Origin of the sequence: Litoribacillus peritrichatus, from assembly GCF_039537985.1 — a bacterium.
GTDB classification, from domain to species: domain Bacteria; phylum Pseudomonadota; class Gammaproteobacteria; order Pseudomonadales; family Litoribrevibacteraceae; genus Litoribacillus; species Litoribacillus peritrichatus.
In genome coordinates this window covers 120,901-140,825 of record NZ_BAABBN010000004.1, presented here as the reverse complement: position 1 = coordinate 140,825, position 19,925 = coordinate 120,901, and the positions used below count along the sequence as shown (strand labels likewise).

The 19,925-nt window shown below is 45.0% G+C and carries 21 protein-coding genes; 13 read left to right on the top strand and 8 right to left on the bottom strand.

What is annotated here, in order from left to right; genetic code table 11:
• Position 1: 1 nt before the first annotated feature.
• Positions 2 to 460, bottom strand: a complete 459-nt coding sequence (locus ABD744_RS01835; protein ID WP_344794865.1) for an SEL1-like repeat protein — start codon at positions 458 to 460, stop codon at positions 2 to 4.
• Between the two features lie 257 nt (positions 461 to 717).
• Here ABD744_RS01835 and coxB point away from each other — a divergent pair, with 257 nt between their 5' ends.
• The 4 genes from coxB to ABD744_RS01815 are packed head-to-tail and all read left to right on the top strand — an operon-like array spanning position 718 to position 4,983.
• On the top strand, positions 718 to 1,857 hold the full coding sequence (coxB, locus tag ABD744_RS01830; protein ID WP_344794863.1) for a cytochrome c oxidase subunit II: 1,140 nt from the start codon (positions 718 to 720) through the stop codon (positions 1,855 to 1,857).
• 18 nt (positions 1,858 to 1,875) lie between these two features.
• A complete protein-coding gene (gene ctaD / locus ABD744_RS01825) occupies positions 1,876 to 3,474 on the top strand; it encodes a cytochrome c oxidase subunit I (RefSeq protein ID WP_344794860.1) in 1,599 nt (532 codons plus the stop codon).
• A gap of 2 nt (positions 3,475 to 3,476) precedes the next feature.
• Positions 3,477 to 4,097 (top strand): cytochrome c oxidase assembly protein, encoded by a 621-nt coding sequence (locus tag ABD744_RS01820; RefSeq protein WP_344794858.1) that lies wholly within the window; start codon positions 3,477 to 3,479, stop codon positions 4,095 to 4,097.
• On the top strand, positions 4,081 to 4,983 hold the full coding sequence (locus ABD744_RS01815; protein ID WP_344794856.1) for a cytochrome c oxidase subunit 3: 903 nt from the start codon (positions 4,081 to 4,083) through the stop codon (positions 4,981 to 4,983). Before ABD744_RS01820 ends, ABD744_RS01815 begins: the two co-directional genes overlap by 17 nt.
• A 31-nt stretch (positions 4,984 to 5,014) precedes the next feature.
• Here the strand turns inward: ABD744_RS01815 and ABD744_RS23130 are convergent, their stop codons facing one another.
• Positions 5,015 to 5,203 (bottom strand): DUF2909 family protein, encoded by a 189-nt coding sequence (locus ABD744_RS23130; RefSeq protein WP_425562109.1) that lies wholly within the window; start codon positions 5,201 to 5,203, stop codon positions 5,015 to 5,017.
• Here ABD744_RS23130 and ABD744_RS01810 point away from each other — a divergent pair.
• From ABD744_RS01810 to ABD744_RS01790, 5 genes are read left to right on the top strand one after another with little or no spacing between them, the layout of a single operon-like run.
• A complete protein-coding gene (locus ABD744_RS01810; protein WP_344794854.1) occupies positions 5,187 to 5,936 on the top strand; it encodes an SURF1 family protein in 750 nt (249 codons plus the stop codon). The two genes, ABD744_RS23130 and ABD744_RS01810, sit on opposite strands and share 17 nt — an antisense overlap.
• 49 nt (positions 5,937 to 5,985) lie before the next feature.
• Entirely contained in the window at positions 5,986 to 6,522 is a 537-nt protein-coding gene (locus ABD744_RS01805) for a hypothetical protein (RefSeq protein WP_344794852.1), read from the top strand.
• A 4-nt stretch (positions 6,523 to 6,526) separates the two neighbouring features.
• Positions 6,527 to 7,576 (top strand): COX15/CtaA family protein, encoded by a 1,050-nt coding sequence (locus tag ABD744_RS01800; protein ID WP_344794850.1) that lies wholly within the window; start codon positions 6,527 to 6,529, stop codon positions 7,574 to 7,576.
• Positions 7,554 to 8,486 carry a heme o synthase gene (gene cyoE, locus ABD744_RS01795; RefSeq protein ID WP_344794848.1) on the top strand — a complete coding sequence of 311 codons (933 nt, stop codon included), beginning with the start codon at positions 7,554 to 7,556 and terminating at the stop codon, positions 8,484 to 8,486. The genes ABD744_RS01800 and cyoE overlap by 23 nt, the downstream gene beginning before the upstream one ends.
• A 47-nt stretch (positions 8,487 to 8,533) precedes the next feature.
• Complete coding sequence (locus tag ABD744_RS01790; protein WP_344794846.1) at positions 8,534 to 9,397, top strand: FecR family protein; 864 nt, start codon at positions 8,534 to 8,536, stop codon at positions 9,395 to 9,397.
• 42 nt (positions 9,398 to 9,439) lie between these two features.
• Here the strand turns inward: ABD744_RS01790 and ABD744_RS01785 are convergent, their stop codons facing one another.
• The gene (locus ABD744_RS01785) at positions 9,440 to 11,539 is read right to left on the bottom strand and encodes a CHASE2 domain-containing protein (protein WP_344794844.1); all 2,100 of its coding nucleotides are present in this window, start codon (positions 11,537 to 11,539) and stop codon (positions 9,440 to 9,442) included.
• Positions 11,540 to 11,755: 216 nt separating this feature from the next.
• Between ABD744_RS01785 and ABD744_RS01780 the strand changes: the two genes are divergently transcribed.
• Positions 11,756 to 14,623 (top strand): EAL domain-containing protein, encoded by a 2,868-nt coding sequence (locus tag ABD744_RS01780; RefSeq protein WP_344794842.1) that lies wholly within the window; start codon positions 11,756 to 11,758, stop codon positions 14,621 to 14,623.
• An 85-nt stretch (positions 14,624 to 14,708) separates the two neighbouring features.
• The gene (locus ABD744_RS01775) at positions 14,709 to 15,005 is read left to right on the top strand and encodes a c-type cytochrome (protein ID WP_344794840.1); all 297 of its coding nucleotides are present in this window, start codon (positions 14,709 to 14,711) and stop codon (positions 15,003 to 15,005) included.
• Between the two features lie 69 nt (positions 15,006 to 15,074).
• On the opposite strand, the gene ABD744_RS01770 is transcribed toward ABD744_RS01775, so the two are convergent.
• Positions 15,075 to 15,332 carry a DUF4404 family protein gene (locus tag ABD744_RS01770; RefSeq protein WP_344794837.1) on the bottom strand — a complete coding sequence of 86 codons (258 nt, stop codon included), beginning with the start codon at positions 15,330 to 15,332 and terminating at the stop codon, positions 15,075 to 15,077.
• Positions 15,333 to 15,423: 91 nt separating this feature from the next.
• Positions 15,424 to 16,032, bottom strand: coding sequence for a peptide-methionine (S)-S-oxide reductase MsrA (gene msrA, locus ABD744_RS01765; RefSeq protein WP_344794835.1), 609 nt, complete (start codon positions 16,030 to 16,032; stop codon positions 15,424 to 15,426).
• Between the two features lie 226 nt (positions 16,033 to 16,258).
• Between msrA and ABD744_RS01760 the strand changes: the two genes are divergently transcribed.
• A complete protein-coding gene (locus ABD744_RS01760; protein ID WP_344794832.1) occupies positions 16,259 to 16,579 on the top strand; it encodes a TraR/DksA family transcriptional regulator in 321 nt (106 codons plus the stop codon).
• A gap of 102 nt (positions 16,580 to 16,681) precedes the next feature.
• Entirely contained in the window at positions 16,682 to 17,203 is a 522-nt protein-coding gene (locus ABD744_RS01755) for a VOC family protein (protein ID WP_344794830.1), read from the top strand.
• A gap of 83 nt (positions 17,204 to 17,286) precedes the next feature.
• Here ABD744_RS01755 and ABD744_RS01750 read toward each other — a convergent pair whose 3' ends face one another.
• The 3 genes from ABD744_RS01750 to ABD744_RS01740 all read right to left on the bottom strand — a co-directional run bounded on the left by ABD744_RS01750 (position 17,287) and on the right by ABD744_RS01740 (position 19,924).
• Positions 17,287 to 18,294, bottom strand: coding sequence for a DUF2156 domain-containing protein (locus tag ABD744_RS01750; RefSeq protein WP_344794828.1), 1,008 nt, complete (start codon positions 18,292 to 18,294; stop codon positions 17,287 to 17,289).
• A gap of 84 nt (positions 18,295 to 18,378) precedes the next feature.
• The gene (locus ABD744_RS01745; protein ID WP_344794826.1) at positions 18,379 to 19,026 is read right to left on the bottom strand and encodes a class I SAM-dependent methyltransferase; all 648 of its coding nucleotides are present in this window, start codon (positions 19,024 to 19,026) and stop codon (positions 18,379 to 18,381) included.
• A 229-nt stretch (positions 19,027 to 19,255) separates the two neighbouring features.
• Positions 19,256 to 19,924 carry a class I SAM-dependent methyltransferase gene (locus ABD744_RS01740; RefSeq protein ID WP_344794824.1) on the bottom strand — a complete coding sequence of 223 codons (669 nt, stop codon included), beginning with the start codon at positions 19,922 to 19,924 and terminating at the stop codon, positions 19,256 to 19,258.
• Between the last annotated feature and the right edge of the window lies 1 nt (position 19,925).

The following is a 19,925-nucleotide window of genomic DNA, read 5'->3' as shown; positions in this document are numbered from 1 at the left end:
TCTACAAGTGATAACGCTCCCGGTAAGAAACAGCCCTTCTCATCGCTCGTTCCAACTGATCTTCCGTCAACTGCGGCTCCATCACCAACATGGCCTTACGACCGTCTTCCACGCCAAGATAAGACGCCAGGTTATAATGCATATGCGCTTCAACCAGGCTACGAACACTGCCCCTGCCCGTTGCGTACATTTGGCCTAATCGAAAATGAGCAAGCCCATACCCTTTCTGCGCGGACTTAGACAAGTACTTTTCAGCACGCTTAAAATCCTTTTTTAATCTGGCCTTTTCACCTTCACGGTACTCACTCTCTCCTTTTTCACCTTTCGACACCGAATAGGAAATAGAACCGGAGGCCGGTGTAAGAACACTTCCTTTCTGATATTGAACCTCACCCGCCTGCGTAACAGGCACATTCAGGGAAGCTGCAACCCCAACAATCAACAGGATGAAAACGCGCATGATTAGCCCCAACCAAATAACATTTCAACACGAATTTACAAATAAAAATAAGTCCTTTCTTATCATAAACATAGCATATAGGCGTGGGAAAAAATGAAATATATTCCAAATCAAATTTGTGAAAGCGAAGCCCCTGTCTATACTGACTAAAAATTGCACAATAAGAATTTAAAAGGAGTTTTGGCTGAATGGATATGTTGGACAGACAGCCAGAATCATAAGGAACGTGAGTAACAGGTAATCAGGGAGACACCTTTATGACAGCAGTCGCAATACGGTCTTATTCTCGATTTTTACTTCTGATCTCTGCCCTCTTTTTTCCAACGTCTTTACTCGCAGATTGGGAAACAAATATGCCGAAAGGCGTGACTCCCATCAGCGAAACCGTTTATGACTTACACATGATTATTTTTTATATCTGCGTAGTCATCGCTGTCATTGTTTTCGGAGTAATGCTGTGGTCAATCATCTATCACAGAAAATCCCGAGGCTATAAACCTGCGAATTTTCATGAAAGTACCACAGTGGAAATCATCTGGACGGTCATTCCTTTACTGATACTGGTAGTGATGGCGGTACCCGCCACCGAAGGCGTATTTGCCATGTACAATTACGATGACTCCGAAATAGACATCAAAGTCACAGGTTACCAATGGAAATGGCGCTACGAGTACCTCAATGACGACATCGATTTTTTTTCCACACTGACCACCCCCAGCGAAGAAATCCAAAACCAACAGACAAAGAACAAAAACTACCTTCTGGAAGTAGATAACCCGGTGGTGGTTCCGGTGGGTAAAAAAATTCGTTTTTTACTCACCTCCAACGACGTCATTCATGCCTGGTGGGTGCCGGAACTGGCCGTTAAAAAAGATGCCATTCCTGGTTTCATCAATGAATCATGGACTTACATTAAAGAGCCTGGCACTTACCGTGGCCAATGCGCTGAACTGTGCGGGAAAGACCATGGTTTTATGCCCATCGTTGTCGAAGCTGTTGAACAGCAAGAATACGATCTCTGGGTTCAAACCAAGCAGCAGGAAACCGCCCTTAAGCTGGCCAAAGCAGCCGAAGAAGCCGCCCAGAGATGGGACATGGATCGCCTGATGCCATTAGGCAAAAGCGTTTATGAGAAAAATTGCCTGGCCTGCCATCAGGCACAAGGCGAGGGACTTCCCCCGGTATTTCCTGCACTTAAGAACAGCCCGGTAATCAAAGGGTCGATTGAAGACCACATTCGCATCGTCCTGCATGGTCGAACAGGCACTGCAATGGCTGCGTTCGCACCACAGCTCAGTGATTCAGAGGTGGCCGCAATTGTCACCTACGAAAGAAATGCCTGGGGCCAGAATACAGGTGAAACCGTTCAACCTTCAGACGTAACCAGTCTTCGCTAGTCAGGCAGGGAGTGCACTATGACGGACACATCATCCATATCAACCACTAAGGTCGATCTCAACCACCACGAAAGCCACCCAAAAGGCATAACAAGGTGGCTGTACACTACAAACCATAAAGAAATCGGTTCACTGTACCTGATTTTCAGCTTTGTCATGTTATTCATTGGCGGAGGCATGGCCTTTGTGGTTCGGGCCGAACTTTTCCAGCCTGGACTTCAATTCATTAATCCTGAATTTTTTAATCAGATGACCACCATGCATGGCCTCATTATGGTCTTCGGGGTTGTCATGCCGGCCTTTGTGGGGCTGGCGAACTGGATGGTTCCTCTGATGATTGGTGCGCCAGATATGGCCTTACCTCGCATGAATAACTGGAGCTTCTGGATCATGCCCTTCGCATTCGCCATTCTCCTCTCCAGTTTATTCATGGAAGGCGGCGGTCCTAACTTTGGTTGGACATTTTATGCGCCCCTTTCCACCACCTATGCTCCGCCGAGTACCACGTTCTTCATCTTTGGGGTCCACCTGATGGGGCTGTCTTCAATCATGGGGGCAATCAATATCATCACCACCATTTTGAATATGAGAGCCCCCGGCATGACCCTCATGAAAATGCCCATGTTCGTTTGGACCTGGTTAATCACTGCGTTTTTATTAATCGCGGTAATGCCCGTGCTTGCAGGCACAGTCACCATGATGCTGATGGATATTCATTTTGGTACCAGCTTCTTCAATGCGGCCGGTGGCGGCGATCCTGTGTTATTTCAACACATATTTTGGTTTTTTGGTCACCCGGAAGTTTACATCATGATTTTGCCGGCCTTTGGGGTGGTTTCTCAAATCATTCCGGCATTTGCCAGAAAACCGCTGTTTGGCTATAAGTCCATGGTCTATGCCACCGCATCCATTGCCATACTGTCTTTCATTGTTTGGGCACACCATATGTTCACGGTTGGCCTACCCGCAGCGGCTGAGCTGTTCTTTATGTACTCCACCATGCTGATTGCCGTACCCACCGGTGTAAAAGTCTTTAACTGGGTCACAACCATGTTTCGTGGCTCTATGACCTTTGAAGCACCGATGCTGTTTTCAATCGCTTTCGTGGTGTTATTTACCATCGGAGGGCTGTCCGGCCTGATGCTGTCCATTGCCCCTGCGGATTTTCAATACCATGACACTTATTTTGTGGTAGCACACTTTCACTATGTTTTAGTGCCTGGCGCCATTTTTGGCATCATTGCCGCGACCTATTATTGGATGCCAAAGTGGTCTGGTTACATGTATAACGAACCCTTGGCGAAACTTCATTTCTGGTTATCTTTCATCGGCCTGAATCTGACGTTTTTCCCAATGCATTTTCTCGGACTGGCAGGCATGCCACGCCGTATTCCTGATTACGCGTTGCAATTTGCTGACTTCAATATGATCACCAGTATTGGAGCCTTTCTGTTTGGAACAACCCAACTGTTGTTCTTATACATAGTTGTTCAGTGTGCCCGAGGCAAAGGCGAACCGGCACCACAAAAGCCTTGGGAAGGCGCAGAAGGTCTTGAATGGTCTATTCCTTCTCCTGCGCCACTTCATACGTTTGAAACACCACCAAAGGTGGATTAATCATGGCGATTAAAAACTTACCAACCAAATTGGCAGTGATCACATTAGGCATGTTCGGTTTTGGCTTCGCTTTAGTGCCTTTATATGATGTATTTTGCGACATTACCGGCATTAATGGGAAAGGGTTCGAACGTTCAGATATAACTGAACTGAACCCCGTACCAACGGCGGAAGTAACTGAAAATCAGCCCCAGAGCAATGCAAGATTGGTCAAAGTCCAGTTTCTTGCCAGCCCGCAGACTGGATTTTCCGGAGACTTTTATCCCGACTCAGCCACATTAAAAGCAGAGCTGAACAAGCCGGTAACCACCGCCTACTTTGCGCGTAATGCCTCCAATCAGAAGGTCAGCTTGCAAGCCATTCCCAGCATATCGCCTTCGGAGGCGTCCTCCTACGTGACCAAAATGGAGTGTTTTTGTTTTAACCAACAAAGCTTAGACCCACAGCAAACCCGGGAAATGGGATTAACCTTTCAGGTATCCGAAGAACTGCCAGATCATATTTCAACCATCACCTTTTCCTATTCCCTCTACCCGATCGAAAGCGTTTCTGTAGAGGACTCCGCTCAAGAATTAGATACCAACTTCGCTGAAGGAGAAAAATCTGATGAGCCAAATACATAATTCCAACGTGCCCAATTATTATGTGCCACACCAAAGCAAGTGGCCGATCATTGCGACCATCGCAGTTGTACTGCTTATTTATGGCATGGCTTCGATGCTTCACTCCTCCAAAATGGGAGAGTCCAGTGCCCTGCCCAGCTGGATCATGCTCGCCGGTTTAGGGCTGACCGTTTACATGATTTACGGTTGGTTCGCCAGCGTCGTCAAGGAAAGCCGCCTCGGGCTTTATTCACATCAATTGGATAAGTCTTTTCGCCTTGGCATGGCATGGTTTATTTTTTCAGAAGTCATGTTCTTTGCCGCCTTTTTTGGCGCACTGTTTTATGTCAGAACTCTCGCCGTTCCCTGGCTCGGAGGCGAAGGGGATAAAGGTATCAGCAACCTGCTGTGGCAAGATTTCAGCGCACAATGGCCGTTATTAACCAACCCGGACCCAGAAACCTTTCCTGGCCCCAGCGGCACTATTCCCGCTTGGCAGATTCCCTTTTTAAATACCGTAATCTTAGTGACTTCCAGTTTCACCCTGACACTGGCTCACCATGCACTGAAAGAAGATCACCGTAAGAAATGCATTTTGTGGCTGGCCTCCACTGTGGCGCTGGGCATTATTTTTCTTGGGTTCCAGATTCACGAATATGATGAGGCGTACAACTCGCTGCAACTGACCCTGTCATCGGGCATTTATGGCTCTACGTTCTTCATGCTAACGGGATTTCACGGTGCTCATGTCACCATCGGTACCATTATGCTGGCCGTGATGTTAGTGCGTTTAACCAAGGGGCATTTCACCAAAGAAAAACACTTTGGCTTTGAAGCCGCCGCTTGGTATTGGCATTTTGTGGACGTAGTTTGGTTGTTGTTATTTACGTTTGTGTATGTGCTTTAAAAAATTCATTGAAGAGCATACACGAATAACTTCAGGTCGATTTAGACCACAAGAATATAAAGATCGCTAACAGCGTCAAACCACTGAGCGCAACCCGAACAGCCAGGCCATGAAGCACTTTACGACCTGGCTGCTGATGACGAACGAGATGCCAGAAAGACCAGAATAAACTTCCAATTACAGCGATAAGCAGAACAATAATAATGGTTTTAAAAAACACGAAAGATACCCCAATAAAAGAAATCAATATTCAGTTTAGCTGGCTGAATGCAAACTGGTATCTGCAAGTGCGCCCCTTTTATTGGATCTTCATGCTACTGGTTATTGCGTTAGGCATTCGCCTCGGGGTTTGGCAGCTCGACCGGGCCGATCAAAAAGAACAAGCGTTGAAGCTCGAACAGAACCGACAAGTCCAGCTCATAAGCGGTAAATTTCTTGCTTCACCTATCATTCTCTTAGACAACCAGCACGCCCATGGAAAAGTCGGTTATGAGGTTATCCAATTCTTCTCACCCTCGGGTTCAGGCCAGAAGATATTAGTTAACCGAGGGTGGGTGCCAGCTCACTCGCAACGTTCTGTCATACCGCCACTGGAGCGCCCTTCGGATGTCAAAGTATCCCTGCCGTTAAAGCAGCATACGCTGTCCACCAGAAGCCCGTCGCACAATACAGAATGGCTTACCAAAGACATCCTACGAGTACAAGCAATCAATCCCGAGCTGTTGAGCACCTTAAATCAACCACGCCTTGACTACCTGAGATTGCAGTCACACAACACAGCATTGACCACAAACCACTGGATTAACAACCAAATGGCCCCCGAAAAGCACATGGGTTATGCCGTGCAATGGTTTCTGCTTACAGCAGTAGCAGCGATCATCTTACTCATCAGTTCAATACACCGAAAAAAAGCAGATCAGCACTCAACGATCAATAAAAAGTTAGCGACTTAACGTTCAAGCGCTAAGTGCTCAGTCAATTAACACGGAAGGAGTAACTCATATGGAAACTAAAACCACTGTAAGCCGAATGCGATTATTGCCTTTATTTTTAATCACATTTTTTGGATTAGCACCTATGGTTGCCGCCTTTGTATTATTCTTTGGTAACTTTCACCAACAACTGGAGCCCCAGCATAATGGCAACCTGTTATCTCCTGTCATTCCTTTAACCCATCAGGGGAAACCGGACATTCAAGATAAGTCTTCCCTGAATGTTGGACAATGGCAATTAGTTACACTTAAAGCAACGAAGGGCACCAGTGCCTGTTCCGTTTCTACAGATCCAGCGACCATCAACCCAAACAATCAAAAACTCGAAAAGATCATTCAAGCCCTCGGTCGGGAATCTCACCGAGTGAAAAATGGCGAAGTTTGTTTGAAGCCCAGCCTTCGGCAAGTCATGCCTAAAGGTGCGGATGTTGCTTCCGGGATCGTTGACCCACTCAACAATTTGATCATGATTTATCCCGAAAACGCCAGTCATAAAGACATATTCCAAGACATAAAGCGTTTACTCAAATACAGCAAACTGGGTTAAAACTATGTTTGAAAGACTCATTAATATCAGTTTGATTTTTGTGTTTATTGTTATTGGCCTTGGCGCCTTAACGCGGCTGCTGGATGCAGGGTTAGGGTGCCCGGACTGGCCGGGTTGTTACGGTCAACTTATCCCGCCCGATACCACCGAAGCACTTGAACAAGCAGAAGCCTTATTTCCTCAGGCCCCTGTCATAGAGCATCAGGCATGGATGGAGATGATCCATCGTTACGCAGCAGGCAGCCTAGGAATCTTAGTTCTCGCTCTTACCTGGATTGCATTCCAGACCCAAAAACCTCCATTATTGAAAAAGCTCACCATCACGCTCTGTATTGTAGTAGTCACCCAAGCATTATTCGGGATGTGGACGGTCACACTGAAACTATGGCCGCCAGTGGTCACTCTTCATCTTTTAGGCGGCTTCACAACACTTTGTTTACTCATCGCGCTGAAGTCTTTGAACACCAGTTACATTAAGGCCAGCAAGCCGAGCCAAAACGCCGTTTCTTTTTCAACCTCTGGCTCATTTCCTAAAGTTTCCGGGGTGGCTGCGCTCTTCCTGTTAGTCCTTCAGATCACCCTCGGTGCCTGGACGAGCAGTAATTACGCTGGGCTTGCCTGCCCTGACTTTCCGACGTGCCAAAACCAATGGCTGCCCGACGTTTCAATCAATAAAGCATTTGAACTGCCGAATTACGATGACGAGTCCTATTTACACGGGCGAAGTGATGCCCAAACCCGGGTCTCAATACAGTACTTTCACCGGCTTGGCGCTTTATTGACCACCATTGCCTTACTCTTTTTTACCTATCAGCTGCTTAAACAATCGTCCACCAGCAATCGATATAAAGCTTACGGGTTATTGGTGCTGTTATTCACTCAAATCATCTTAGGCATTTTATCTGCGGTTTTGTTATTACCATTGAGCGTTGCACTGGGCCATAACCTGGTTGCAGCATCCTTGTTGGCAATGTTGGTTTGGATACTGACAAGCAACTTGATTCACGGTGTACATCATAAGGAGATCGAGCATGGCCTTATCTACCACAATTAATCAAACAGGTAGCCATTCCTCTTACAGGACAATCTTTAATTATTATTTAGAGTTATGTAAACCTAAGGTTGTCGCCGTAATGTTAATTACCTCGATGGTAGGAATGGGTTTGGCCTTAGAGTCCATCCCAACCTTAAATCAGATGGGAACCATGATCATTGCATTAACCGGTATTGCTTTCTGTGCATCTTCGTCCGCCGTCATTAACCATGTGGTTGATCGTTGGCGAGACCAGAAAATGCGCCGAACCCGTAAACGCCCTGTAGCGGCCGGAAACCTCCCGGTGGTCAAAGCGCTCTTGTTTGCAGCCGGTTTATTATCCACCGGGGTGCTTCTGCTTCTGAATGTAAACACACTCTGCTTGCTCTTAACGCTGGCGGCCACTTTAGGTTATGCCGTGATGTATACATTAATTTTAAAACCCATCACACCTCAGAATATCACCATTGGAGGCATCGCCGGTGCCCTCCCGCCCCTACTTGGCTGGACAGCCATCAGCCCAACCATTAATGCCCACGCACTATTATTAGTACTGATCATCTTTACCTGGACCCCGCCTCACTTCTGGGCGCTGGCCCTCTACCGCGTGGATGATTACAAAAAAGCCCAGGTGCCAATGCTGCCTGTCACACACGGGCAAAAATTTACCCGTCTGCACATACTGCTGTATTCGATTTTGTTGGTACTGGTTACAGCCTTGCCATGGATCACTCAATTTTCATCCTGGGTCTACTTACTTTTCGTCAGTTACCTCAACCTCAAATTCATTAAATTAGCCTGGCAACTGTTCATTGAAGGCACCGATGCCTTAGCCCGAAAATTGTTTAAATATTCCATTGTGTATCTTTTAGGATTATTTGGCGCAATTTTAGCCGATCATATGGTTAGACACTGGATCGGACTGGTCTAAAGTTAACAGTATATTTATCCACTTTTTGACCTGTCAGGAAGACTGCCATGCTGAAAAAACTACTGACCCTAGTAGTGCTTTGTTTATGCTCTTTAGCTGTATTTGCAAGCTCAAGTGTCCCGTCAACTCTGGAAAAAACCGATGCCGCCGGTGCATCTGCTTCACCACAAAAAGCGTTTGGAACCTCCGAAAACAAACCCAACCCGATTGTCATTGCAGAAAACCTGGTCGTAGGTGAAATCAGGGAGCTATCAGGTAAGGCAATTCTCAACAAGCAAGGTGAAGCACGAGGTGCCAGTGCATCCGTTGGTGATGCCCTGAAGGCTCAGGACGTACTGAGAACCAAAAGAAACTCAAATGCCGTCATTCAGCTGATTGATGGATCAACGGTACTGCTTCAGGAAAAATCTTCCATCCATCTGAAAGGGCTTCAGTCTTTGAGCCTGGAAGAAGGCACCGTCCTGTTTGATATCCGAAAACGAGGCAATTCAAAAGGGCTAAGAGTCTCCACTAAAACCGCCGTTATTGGCGTAAAAGGCACTCAATTTCTGGTTAAGGATGAAAATGATCAGGTGGATGTCTACCTCAACAAAGGCCGTGTAGAAGTGAACCCGGTTGAGGGTTCATTTAAACACTATAAAGCCGTGACCTCAGACAGTTTCGATGAATACAGCAAACAAATGATGAGCCAGTTCGAAGAAGAGAAACAGAAAATGCGCCAAGGGATTGCCGACATGAAACGCGAATTTGTTGAGTATTTAAAATCGTTTGATATGGAAGCAGGAACAGCGGTGTCTATTTCAGGCGATGAACTGACTTCGTACCCCATGCCCGACGATTATAACGCCTTATTTGAAGCACTCGATAAGCAGGCGGAATTAACGCGTAAGCGCTTAAATTTGAGCGATTAACCCTGAACGATTAATCCTGAGCAATTAAGCCCACCGCAAAAGCTATCCTTTCTTAAAACTGGTCACCCCACCCCAGTCCTCCGGGGGGGGCTCAGCCAAACACTGTTCACATCGGGCAATAAAGTAGTTCGAAGCCTGATCCTCATAGGCATGCGCCAACTCAGAAAATAACTCCAGAGCCAGTAAAAATTGGCTGTTAAAATACTGAGTTAAAGCCCGTTCAAATTGAGCTGCCAAAGCTTTATTGTTGTCATTATCGATCATCACTTCAAAAATAATGACAGGTTCGTTTTTACCGGCCACACGGATTCGATCCATCATCCGTAATAAGAAGCCCTGATAAGGTTGGCTTAAAGCGTTTTTCGTGTTTTCACTGATTAAAATTCTCGTCCCATAAGGCTTGTTCATGCCTTCTAAACGAGAGGACAAGTTCACTGCATCACCGATTGCGGTGTAACTGAATCTGAGCTTAGACCCCATGTTCCCTACCACCGCAGGCCCGGTATTTACCCCTATACCAATCTCAATGGTTGGCAGCCCTTGCTCCCGGAGCGAAATGTTCTTTTGATTTTTGATCGTAACCATAGCCAGTGCCGCCTGAACGGCTCTGTCTGCGTGTTGCTCCAGTTCTATGGGCGCATTAAAAATCGCCATAATGGCATCACCGATGTATTTATCGAGCATGCCTTTTTCTTTCAGTATGGCTTCAGTCATGGGGTCAAAAATCTGATTCAGCAAAGAAACAAGGTCTATTGGCGTCAGCTTTTCAGACATGGAAGTGAAGTTTCTTAAATCAGAAAACAACACCGAAATTTCCTTTTCATCCCCCCCCAACTTAAGGCTTTCCGGATTTTTAATGATTTCACCCACCAGTTCGGATGACACATACGAAGAAAAGGCATCTTTAATTTGACGGCTTTGCCGATCAGCATGGATTGCGGACATCAACTCAATGGCAATAGCTAAAATCACCATCGGCATGACCGTATAGAACTCCCTAAGCCAAATATTCCCCTGAAAATAAAGCAGCCAAGAAATCACAATAAACAGAGGTATAACAAAGAAATACGAGGTCATTCTATAGTTGGGCTGTTTCATCCAACTAATGACTAACACCAACAATAAACCAAACAAAATACTGAACACATCCAGCGCAGGCCATTCTTCAATCAGGTTATTATTCAGTAAATTACTGGCAGCCATGTAGTGAAGAAACACTCCCGGTGTCACTGCATCAATCGGAGTTGGACGCATATCAAACACTCCCACTTCCGTCACCCCAACAATAACGATTTTATCTTTGATGTCTTTTGCGGAAATACTGCCACTCAAAACGTCTTTTGCAGACCAACTGTTCACGGACTTGGTAAAATTAATTCTGAGAAAATTCTGAGACTCTAAAAGTGAGTCGCCCAAAGAAAAACGTTGAATGCCTTTTTCATCCAAAACCAACTTAGCTTCTTGGTTTAAGTACTGTCGGACGGCTTGAATGCCTATCGGTGGCAGCAAAAATCCTTCATGGATATAGGCTATGGAATAATGTCGGAATAAACCATCGGGGTCGGGTTCCGTAGTGAAAAAACCGCAAGTTAAAGCTGCGTCTGCAACGTCCGGTATATTCAGCTCGGAATAGGGAAATTCCCGAACCTTCACTTTATCGGCTTTGAGCTCGTAATCAAAATAAGAACACTCTTCTAAAAAATCGAGCGCTTCCTCATCGGTATGCTCGGTTGCTTCATTGCGTAAGAAATACCCTAAAATAACATTCTGATTCGCTTCAATCTGGTCAACCATGGCTTGATCCGAATCAGGATTGGAGGGTTCGGAAAAGACAATATCCATCACAACGACGGCGGCAGGTTTCAGCGACTGGAATAACGCCGCCATTTTTTTTCTGTCCCACGGCCATCGACCAAACTCATTGATGCTCGGCTCATCGATTGTCACCACCACCAAGTTCGGATGCGGTTCCGGCGCAGCACCCATGGATTGCCGCATGACCGTCTTTATATCATCAAAACCGCCAGCCACTCTTTCCAACAAAGGAAATTGCAGTTCATAGGCCAATATCGAAAACACGGAGATAACAACAAAACAGCCAATCCGGTATGGAAAAAATGATTTAAAATGGGCAAAAATCACAAAAAATCCTATTTAAAACATGCACATCCGTGAATTTAGACTACCCTGAAGGTTAGTTATGGGTTAACCTCAGTCTAGCACTGGATTTTTAGATTTATAGTCCATATTTCACTTACGATATCTTTCACTTTGATTGGCCCAATGTATTTAACCTCCCTGCAAATTCTAAAAATAACAGCCCTGCTTCCTACCTACATTCTGCAATTAGTTTGCGTTATGGCTTTCACACTAATAAGCACCGCCAGTATCGCCAACAGTGAATTCGATCGCTTTCCGTTGAACCACCAAAATAAAGGCGACAGCATTGGCAAATACGTTGATTATTATTTAGCGCCTCAACAACAAAAAGACATTCACGACATGATCAACCTGCCATCTGAATTGTGGCAATCCAGCAACCAGAGTGTGCCAAGCTTTTCTCTGGTGACTGGTGATATTTGGTTACGAATAAAACTGGAAAATCAGGACCACCAAAGAACAAAGAAAATACTTCATCTTGATTACGCCTTACTGGATTATGTCGAAGTTTTTTACAGCTATGGTAACAGTACCGATTATTCAGACCACTACCGTACAGGCAGCATTTATTCCTACTCAACCAGACCCATCGGCGATTCGGCATTTGCCTTTCCGATCCACTTAGGCCCAAGTCAGGAAGTGACCGTCTACATGCGTCTACAGAATGACGGCTTTATTCAGGCGCCGATCACCGTCTGGGACGAAGTTGCCTTTTATGAAAACCGACTGATGAGTCAATCGCTGCTATTTGCGTTCATTGGGATTTTAACCGCACTGGGCATTTATAATATTTTCTTGTTTTTATCCGTAAATGAAAAAACCTACTTACTGTTCGCCTTACTCGCCATCAGCACCTCGGCGTTGGTTTCGATTTCCTCTGGAGTATCCATCCAATACTTGGGCCTGGACTTAAAAACCTGGAATGAACGATGGATGACCGTTTGCTTAGGAATCATGACCATCTCTGGCGCACTGTTACCGATTGTCGCGCTGCGATTAAAATACACCTTAAAACCCTACTACTATATTTGTAATACCATTGCCTTGCTGGGTGTGTGGATCATTTTATCTGCATTCATCCTGAACCACTCCACACGCATAGGTGCAGCGTTTGCTATCACATCTGTTTCCATTGTTCTGATCAATATTCTCAGCATTCATCTGTGGATAAAAAAAGTACCCGGCGTCCGGTTATTTACCATTTCATGGGGGTTATTCCTTTTTGGCGGGGCCATTATGATCCTCAATCGTTTAAGCATTCTTCCCCGTAACGATTCTACCGAATACCTTCTGGTCTACACCTCGCTAACAGGTTTGTTCTTATTGTCTTTTTCATTAGCGAACCGGATCAACAGTGCTAAACTGGAGCAAGAAAGGGCCCAAACCACCTCGTTAAAGTTGATGGAAAAATTCTACAACTTATTTCAAAACTCGCTGGAAGGTATTTTCACCATCACGACCCAAGGCGAGCTCATTGAAGCAAACCCAGCATTGTGTAACATGCTCGGCTACGCAGACATTGATGAACTTAAATCTTCTGTAAAGTCCGATAAATTATTTTCAGACCACGATCTGAAAAACATCATGAAGCAAATTCGTGAAGAAGGTGAAGTCAGAAGCTATGAGGTTCAGGGTAAAAGAACAGACGGCAGTAATTTCTGGGCCGCCGTCTACTTACGCACGGATCAATTTAACGCAAACGGTTCTGAAGTATTCTCGGGTGCACTACTGGACATCACCCACAGCAAAGAAAGCCAGCTGAAACTTGAGTACCTGGCGGATCACGACCCACTGACAGGTCTCTACAACCGACGAAAGTTCATGAGTTCGTTGTCTGAAGCAATTAAGAACTATCAAAACAAAAACGTCGACTCGTCCGTAATTTACATCGATCTGGATCAGTTCAAAGTCGTAAACGATACTTGCGGTCATACCGCTGGTGATAAGTTATTGAAAGAGCTGACTGCCACCATGAGCGACCTCATTCCGCTGGGGTCATGCCTAACACGATTAGGTGGAGACGAGTTTGCAATCATCTTGTCTGGGTATAACGAAGAGAGCAGCTACCAGTTTGCCGAACACATGCGACAAACCATCAGCAACTTCCAGTTTCCATGGGGCGACCTTATGTTTTCTCTGGGGGCCAGCATAGGGATTATTTCAATCAACGACGATTGCAGCTCCGTTGAATACGTTCACAGCCTGGCAGACACCGCCTGTTTTGCTGCAAAAGACCAGGGCCGCAACAGCATTCATATTTATGATCATGAACGAGGCGAAGCCCAGGCCTTAAAGTCCGAAATGCACCGGGTGTCTGAAATCAACCAGGCCTTGGAAAACGGCCGATTCGTCCTGCATCAACAACTGATCGTCCCCACCAAAACAGGGGCTTATTCAGGTTATTACGAAATACTGGTGCGAATGACCAATCGTGCCAATGAAATTATTCCGCCAGGGTTGTTTTTGCCTGCCGCCGAACGCTATAACTTAATGCCGGCCATCGACCAATGGGTAGTTGAAAACTACTGCCAATGGCTTATTAAACACCCGGAACATTTAAAAGAGCTTAACCGGGCGTCCATTAATTTAAGCGCAGCGTCGCTCAATGACGTCAGCGCCATTAACTTCATCATCAACTGTTTTCATGAAAACAACATTCCTCCCGAGAAAATTTGTTTCGAGGTAACGGAAAGCAGTGCCATCATTAACATGGACAAATCCTTACCCTTACTTCGCCGCATTCGGGATGAAGGTTTCAATCTGGCACTGGACGACTTTGGTTCCGGCTTCGCTTCTTATGGCTACCTTAAAAACTTACCGTTTAACGTTCTTAAAATTGATGGTTGTTTTATCCGCGACATCGCAAACAGCCATATTGATAAAACCATGGTTAAATCAATTAACGACGTCGCCAAAGCACTGGGCATGAGCACCGTCGCTGAATTCGTTGAAAACGACACCATTCTGGAAATCATCAATGACATCGGAGTGGAATTCAGCCAAGGCTACGGCATCGCGAAACCCCTGCCGCTCGATAGCCTGATTAATGAAACCATTGACCTGTAGCAAAACTATTTTTTGTTTTCTCTTTAATAATACGACTTAGCATGAGCAGTGAAAGTCTGCTCAATTATTATAAATGGAGAAGCCGATGAAAAAGTTTTTGAGCCTGGTAGCCATAGCTGCACTTTCAACATCCGTCCAAGCAGGCGATATCGCTGCAGGTAAAGCAAAATCAGGCACATGCGCTGCCTGCCATGGCGCGGCAGGCATTGCTGCAATGGACATGTATCCAAATCTGGCAGGACAAAAAAAAGGTTATCTGATTAAGCAATTAAAAGCGTTTAAAGATGGCCGACGCAAAGACCCTGTGATGGGATCAATGGCAAAACCTCTTAGCGACGACGACATCAAAAATCTAGCAGCTTATTACGCGTCACTAAAATAATGTTAGCCTGAAGCTCTTCAGGCCACAGGTTATAAACAGGCGACAAATCGCCTGCTTATAACCCCAATTCTATACACCAATAGAATGTAAGGCATTCATGATGCTTTTCAAAGCACCGGCCACCATAGGGTGCTGATCTTCAAACTCAATCACACTCATTTCAACTTCTGAAATAATATCTTCATCCCAATCGGAAACATCCTGATACACCAATTGGTGATCAATGCGGTCTAACAGGTCATTCACCTTCTCAGGGTTCTTAAGCTCCACACCATCAAGGTTGTCTCTTAACTCGTCAATGGCTTGTCTCAGGGTTTGTTTTGGCATTTAAAAAACTCCTATTGAATCATCAAAGTATAGATTGAGATTACAAAACCTGCAGAATGACGCGATGATGTACATCATGCCATCAAGAACTTTATTGACTGAAACACACACCGGTTCCGGCCAACCCACAATAACCGTTTGGGTTCTTCGCTAAATACTGTTGATGATACTCCTCTGCGTAATAAAAATGATTCAGAAGGTCTATTTCAGTAGTGATCGACCCAAAACCTCGCCTGGATAACGCCAGTTCAAATTGTTCTTTCATCGAAACAGCCAGTTGTTTATCAAGCTCGTTTGAGGTGTAAATTGCGGACCGGTATTGTGTTCCCATATCATTACCTTGCCGCATACCTTGCGTCGGATCGTGATTCTCGAAAAAGCACGTTAAGAGAGTTTCAAGACTTACTTTGCTCGCATCGTAAATCACCAAAACAACTTCGGTATGGCCTGTCATTCCAGAACAAACCTCTTCGTACAGGGGGTTTTCCGTATACCCTCCGGCATACCCCACAGCGGTTGAGTAGACACCAGGGATATTCCAAAACAAACGTTCAGCCCCCCAAAAACAGCCCATCCCAACCACAATACTCGACATGTCCGAAGCCGGAGAGATCCGCATGGAATTTCCAGTGACCCGATGCACCCCAGAAACGTCCATGACTTTTGAACGCCCCTTCAACGCCTGTTCTGGCTCAATCATGTTTTCTCCCCTTAAATTGAACACAAATTAGAATCCTTAGATATACTTAAATTAGACAATGAATTTGATAAAAGTGCACAATCAATCTGCTTGATTCGTGATCCTATCAGAAATATCGGCACTGCCAAAAACCAGTTAGGCCCATGTCCAACGGGCTGAGCCAGGAAAACCCTGGCAGTCAGATGCCTTAATGGGGAGGCATCTTATAGAAACAAAGAGGTAGCCTATGGATATTCATGAAATAAAACTCAAGCTAGAAGAACAGAAAGACCAAATCGAGCGCCGGGTCAATGCAATCAGCCATGACCTGAACCGGTCAGAACCGCTCAGCCAGGATTTTAGCGAGCAAGCAACCGAGCAAGAGAACCTTGATGTCCTCCATGCCCTTGAATCCGAAGGTAAGTTTGAACTTAAATTAATCAACAACGCGCTCAACCGAATTGAAACCGGTGATTACGGGTTGTGCTCCGAATGTGGAAATACAATTAACCCGGCGCGTATAGCCGCCCTACCCTATGCGACTAAATGCATAAATTGCGCGGATTAACCCCGATTAAAAAATACTCAAAGTTAATGCGATTACATTGTCGAGATGCAGAGACTGTTCTAGAGTTAACGGATACCAACTCTCCTACTGCAGGACAGTCTCATGTCATCAGGCCACTTCAAACCCGAGCACATTCCTCAATTAACGCCATGTATTACAGTTCTAGAGCCAGAAGAAAGCATGAGTTTTTACGAACTTGTCTTTGGATTTGAAAGAATAGACACGCCCCTGATCCGTGACGGTCTGATTATTTTTGCTGAAATGTTTTGCCTGGACGCCAGGATCATGCTTCAACGACAAGGCAGTTTCAGCAGCGCTTCACAAACACCAAACCAATCGGGGCAACAACAAGGCATCGGTCTGTATCTTTATGTCCCTAACGTTGTTGAGCACTACACAAAAGCAAACGAGTGTGGCGCTGAAATTGTATCCGAGCCTTTGGATACCTTTTGGGGAGATCGCATTTACACAGCAAAAGACCTGAATGGCTATATCTGGACATTTGCAGAGCAGGTAGAAGAAAGAAGAGACATCAGTGAGCTTGATGACAAACAATACCAAGAGTACTTTGCCGAAGATGAACCCAGCGATTCCCTTTCACAAACACAAAACCTGGATCGTTAAATAACACTCGGACATAAAAAAGCCCATCAAAGGATGGGCCGAAACGTAATAACGCAAAAGCGGAATATCTGCCTCAATAGAGGTTAAAGCAGATTCGAGAGCAACATCACGCCCAATATGTCGCGAGTTGGCAATGAGCGGCGGTGACAATAATAAATCTTAAAATCCTCACCCCTGAAACGACTCTTGGTAAAGTGAAGTCCTTTAAAGTTATAAAGGAAGTTACACTTGTCATAAACAAAATTCATGATCCCTTTCAATAACTTGGACTCATGTGAAGCTGGTGCATCCAAACCGGCTAAAGGAATCAGGCCTAAATCCACACGTTCTAAACCTTCCGACTTGAAAACATCCATCGCGTGAATCATCAAGGTATACCAAATGCCCTGTTTAAATGAAGCACATGCACGTGAGATGTTTGGAACATAGCTCACAATTTTGTTGTTTTCATAAATAGGGTCGAAGAAGATAAAACCGACAGGCTCACCATCTTGATAGGCATAGAAGCTTCGGGTGCCTTCTTTGTAATCCATCGACATCGGGCGAATCACGAAATTAATTTCTTTTTTGCTGACCCGGCGCGTTTGAAGCCAGGCCTTTGAGATTTCTTTGGTACGCTGCTCTGCGTAACTCTCTTTAACTTCGATGCCTCGCTTTTCAGCTTGGTTAAGCGAAGTACGTAATACCTGCTTTTTCTTTCCTTTCAAAGACCACTTGGTTAAATCAATGAAAGACTCAATACCAAACTGAGTGGAATGATAACCAAAACGCTTATGCATCATAACGGCGACGTCTTCCGATGCCTGAACAAACGAGGTATTAGGGAATTTACTTAAAAACTGGGCAACGAGATGCTCTCTGTGCTCAGTAGCACAAACCGGATCACCCAACACAAAGGAAATACCAAACTTCTGCTTATATCCGATAAAGCCCACACCAGGCAAATCAAAATACCTCATATCCGGCTGCATCGCTGAATATGACTGACTGTGACCACCAAACTGTTTTAAATATTCAACGCGCTCCGATAAAGAGAAACCGTTAAAACCAGTCAGCGCTCTACCTGAGACAAGTAGTGTTTGATCTTCCATTATTCCGCCCTCTATTTTTTATTTTTATTTTGTCACCGGAATCTTTCGTCCCGGTTTTATTAAATAACTAAACTGGCATTAAAATTACGCAGTTTTACGGCCCAAAACGGACCAATAGGCATTAAATTTCCATAAGCTGAAGCGTTTCTTTTGTTCAATTTCAAGGCCCGCTTCTTTCATAAATTCCGGATAGTTATACACTTCGTGCAAGGCATTGTTCGCAATCGCCCAAAATATCACCACAGCGCCGTACCAATAAGCTTTCTTCAGAGTACGAGAGATAATATTACCTGTCGGATAGATAAAGTCCCCGACAACCACGTAACCGCCTGGTTTGCATAAAGTAATCAGATGCTTAAGAACATCCTGCATCATAGGTTTGCTGAACACATTCAGGAAGAAGTTAGCCACCACCATGTCGTATTGCTCTAACTCATCGACCTTAAAAATATCACTGCGAACCTGACGCACGTTCACACTAACATTTTCTTTATCCAGCAACTTTTGGAAGTTATCAAGCATGGTTTTCGATAAGTCGACAACGGTAACGTCCGCGCCCTGCTTTGCAGCATGAATTGCATCACGGCCGTGACCAACCCCGGCAAACAGAACTTTTTCACCAGGTTTCAAGTGCTCTAACATAGCAACTTTACAATGTTCAATCTGTTGACCACTGTAGACTCTGCCAAGAAAGTCGTAAACGGGCCCTATCCACTTATAGTAATCACGCATTGGACTGCTTCCATATTGTTATTATTTTTGGAACATATAGTTGTTGTCTGTTCAACCCTAAGACTAATCGTTGTGATTCAGACCTTCAAGCCGAAATTTAAGATAATTGTGAATTAATGCTCATTTTAGGAAAAGTAGCCACCGATTGAGGATAAGCGGCATAAAGAAAAAATATGAATAAAGTTATTGATAGAACGCTTAATTATAAATCGAAAAAAATTGATATAGTTTACTTCTTTAATAACGCTAAATCGGCCCCAACGAACGTCAATTCCAACCGATATTGGTCTGCAATCCATTGAAATGTAGCATCGCTATAAAAGCCTACATGAGTGACATCATTCTTATAGTGCCATCCGGTAAAGGCTTCCTTTGAACGAACCCGCTTTGTCATAAGCGCCAAAAGTCCCTGGGGTGCGAGCAGATCTATGAGCGTCTTCAAGACAATATCCGGCTCATACACATGCTCAATGACCTCCGTGGAGGTAATAAAATTATATTGCCGAGAAAACACCGAATCATCAGAGTGATAAATGGGATCATAGATCGCCATTGACCAACCCTTCTCTTCAAACATGCTGGCCAAAACAGGGCCGGGGCCACAACCGAAATCCAGACCGATATCTCCTTTGTTAATCCGCTCAACAACCGGATCAAGACATCGTGATAAGAACCGACGATACCCTGGATCATCGAAATCATTTTCATGCAAATCATAAACGGCTTTTTCTTCGTCTGGCTCCAGCCGAAAAACATCCGGCACAAACACCAAATCGCACTGACTGCATTGAAGGTAGGGTCTTCGCTTATCTTCAAAATAAAGGTTGGTGTCCGTTTGATGGCATAAAGGACAAGTTCGAGATGCTTCAGCAAGCTGAGCGGAATGATCCACAGACATT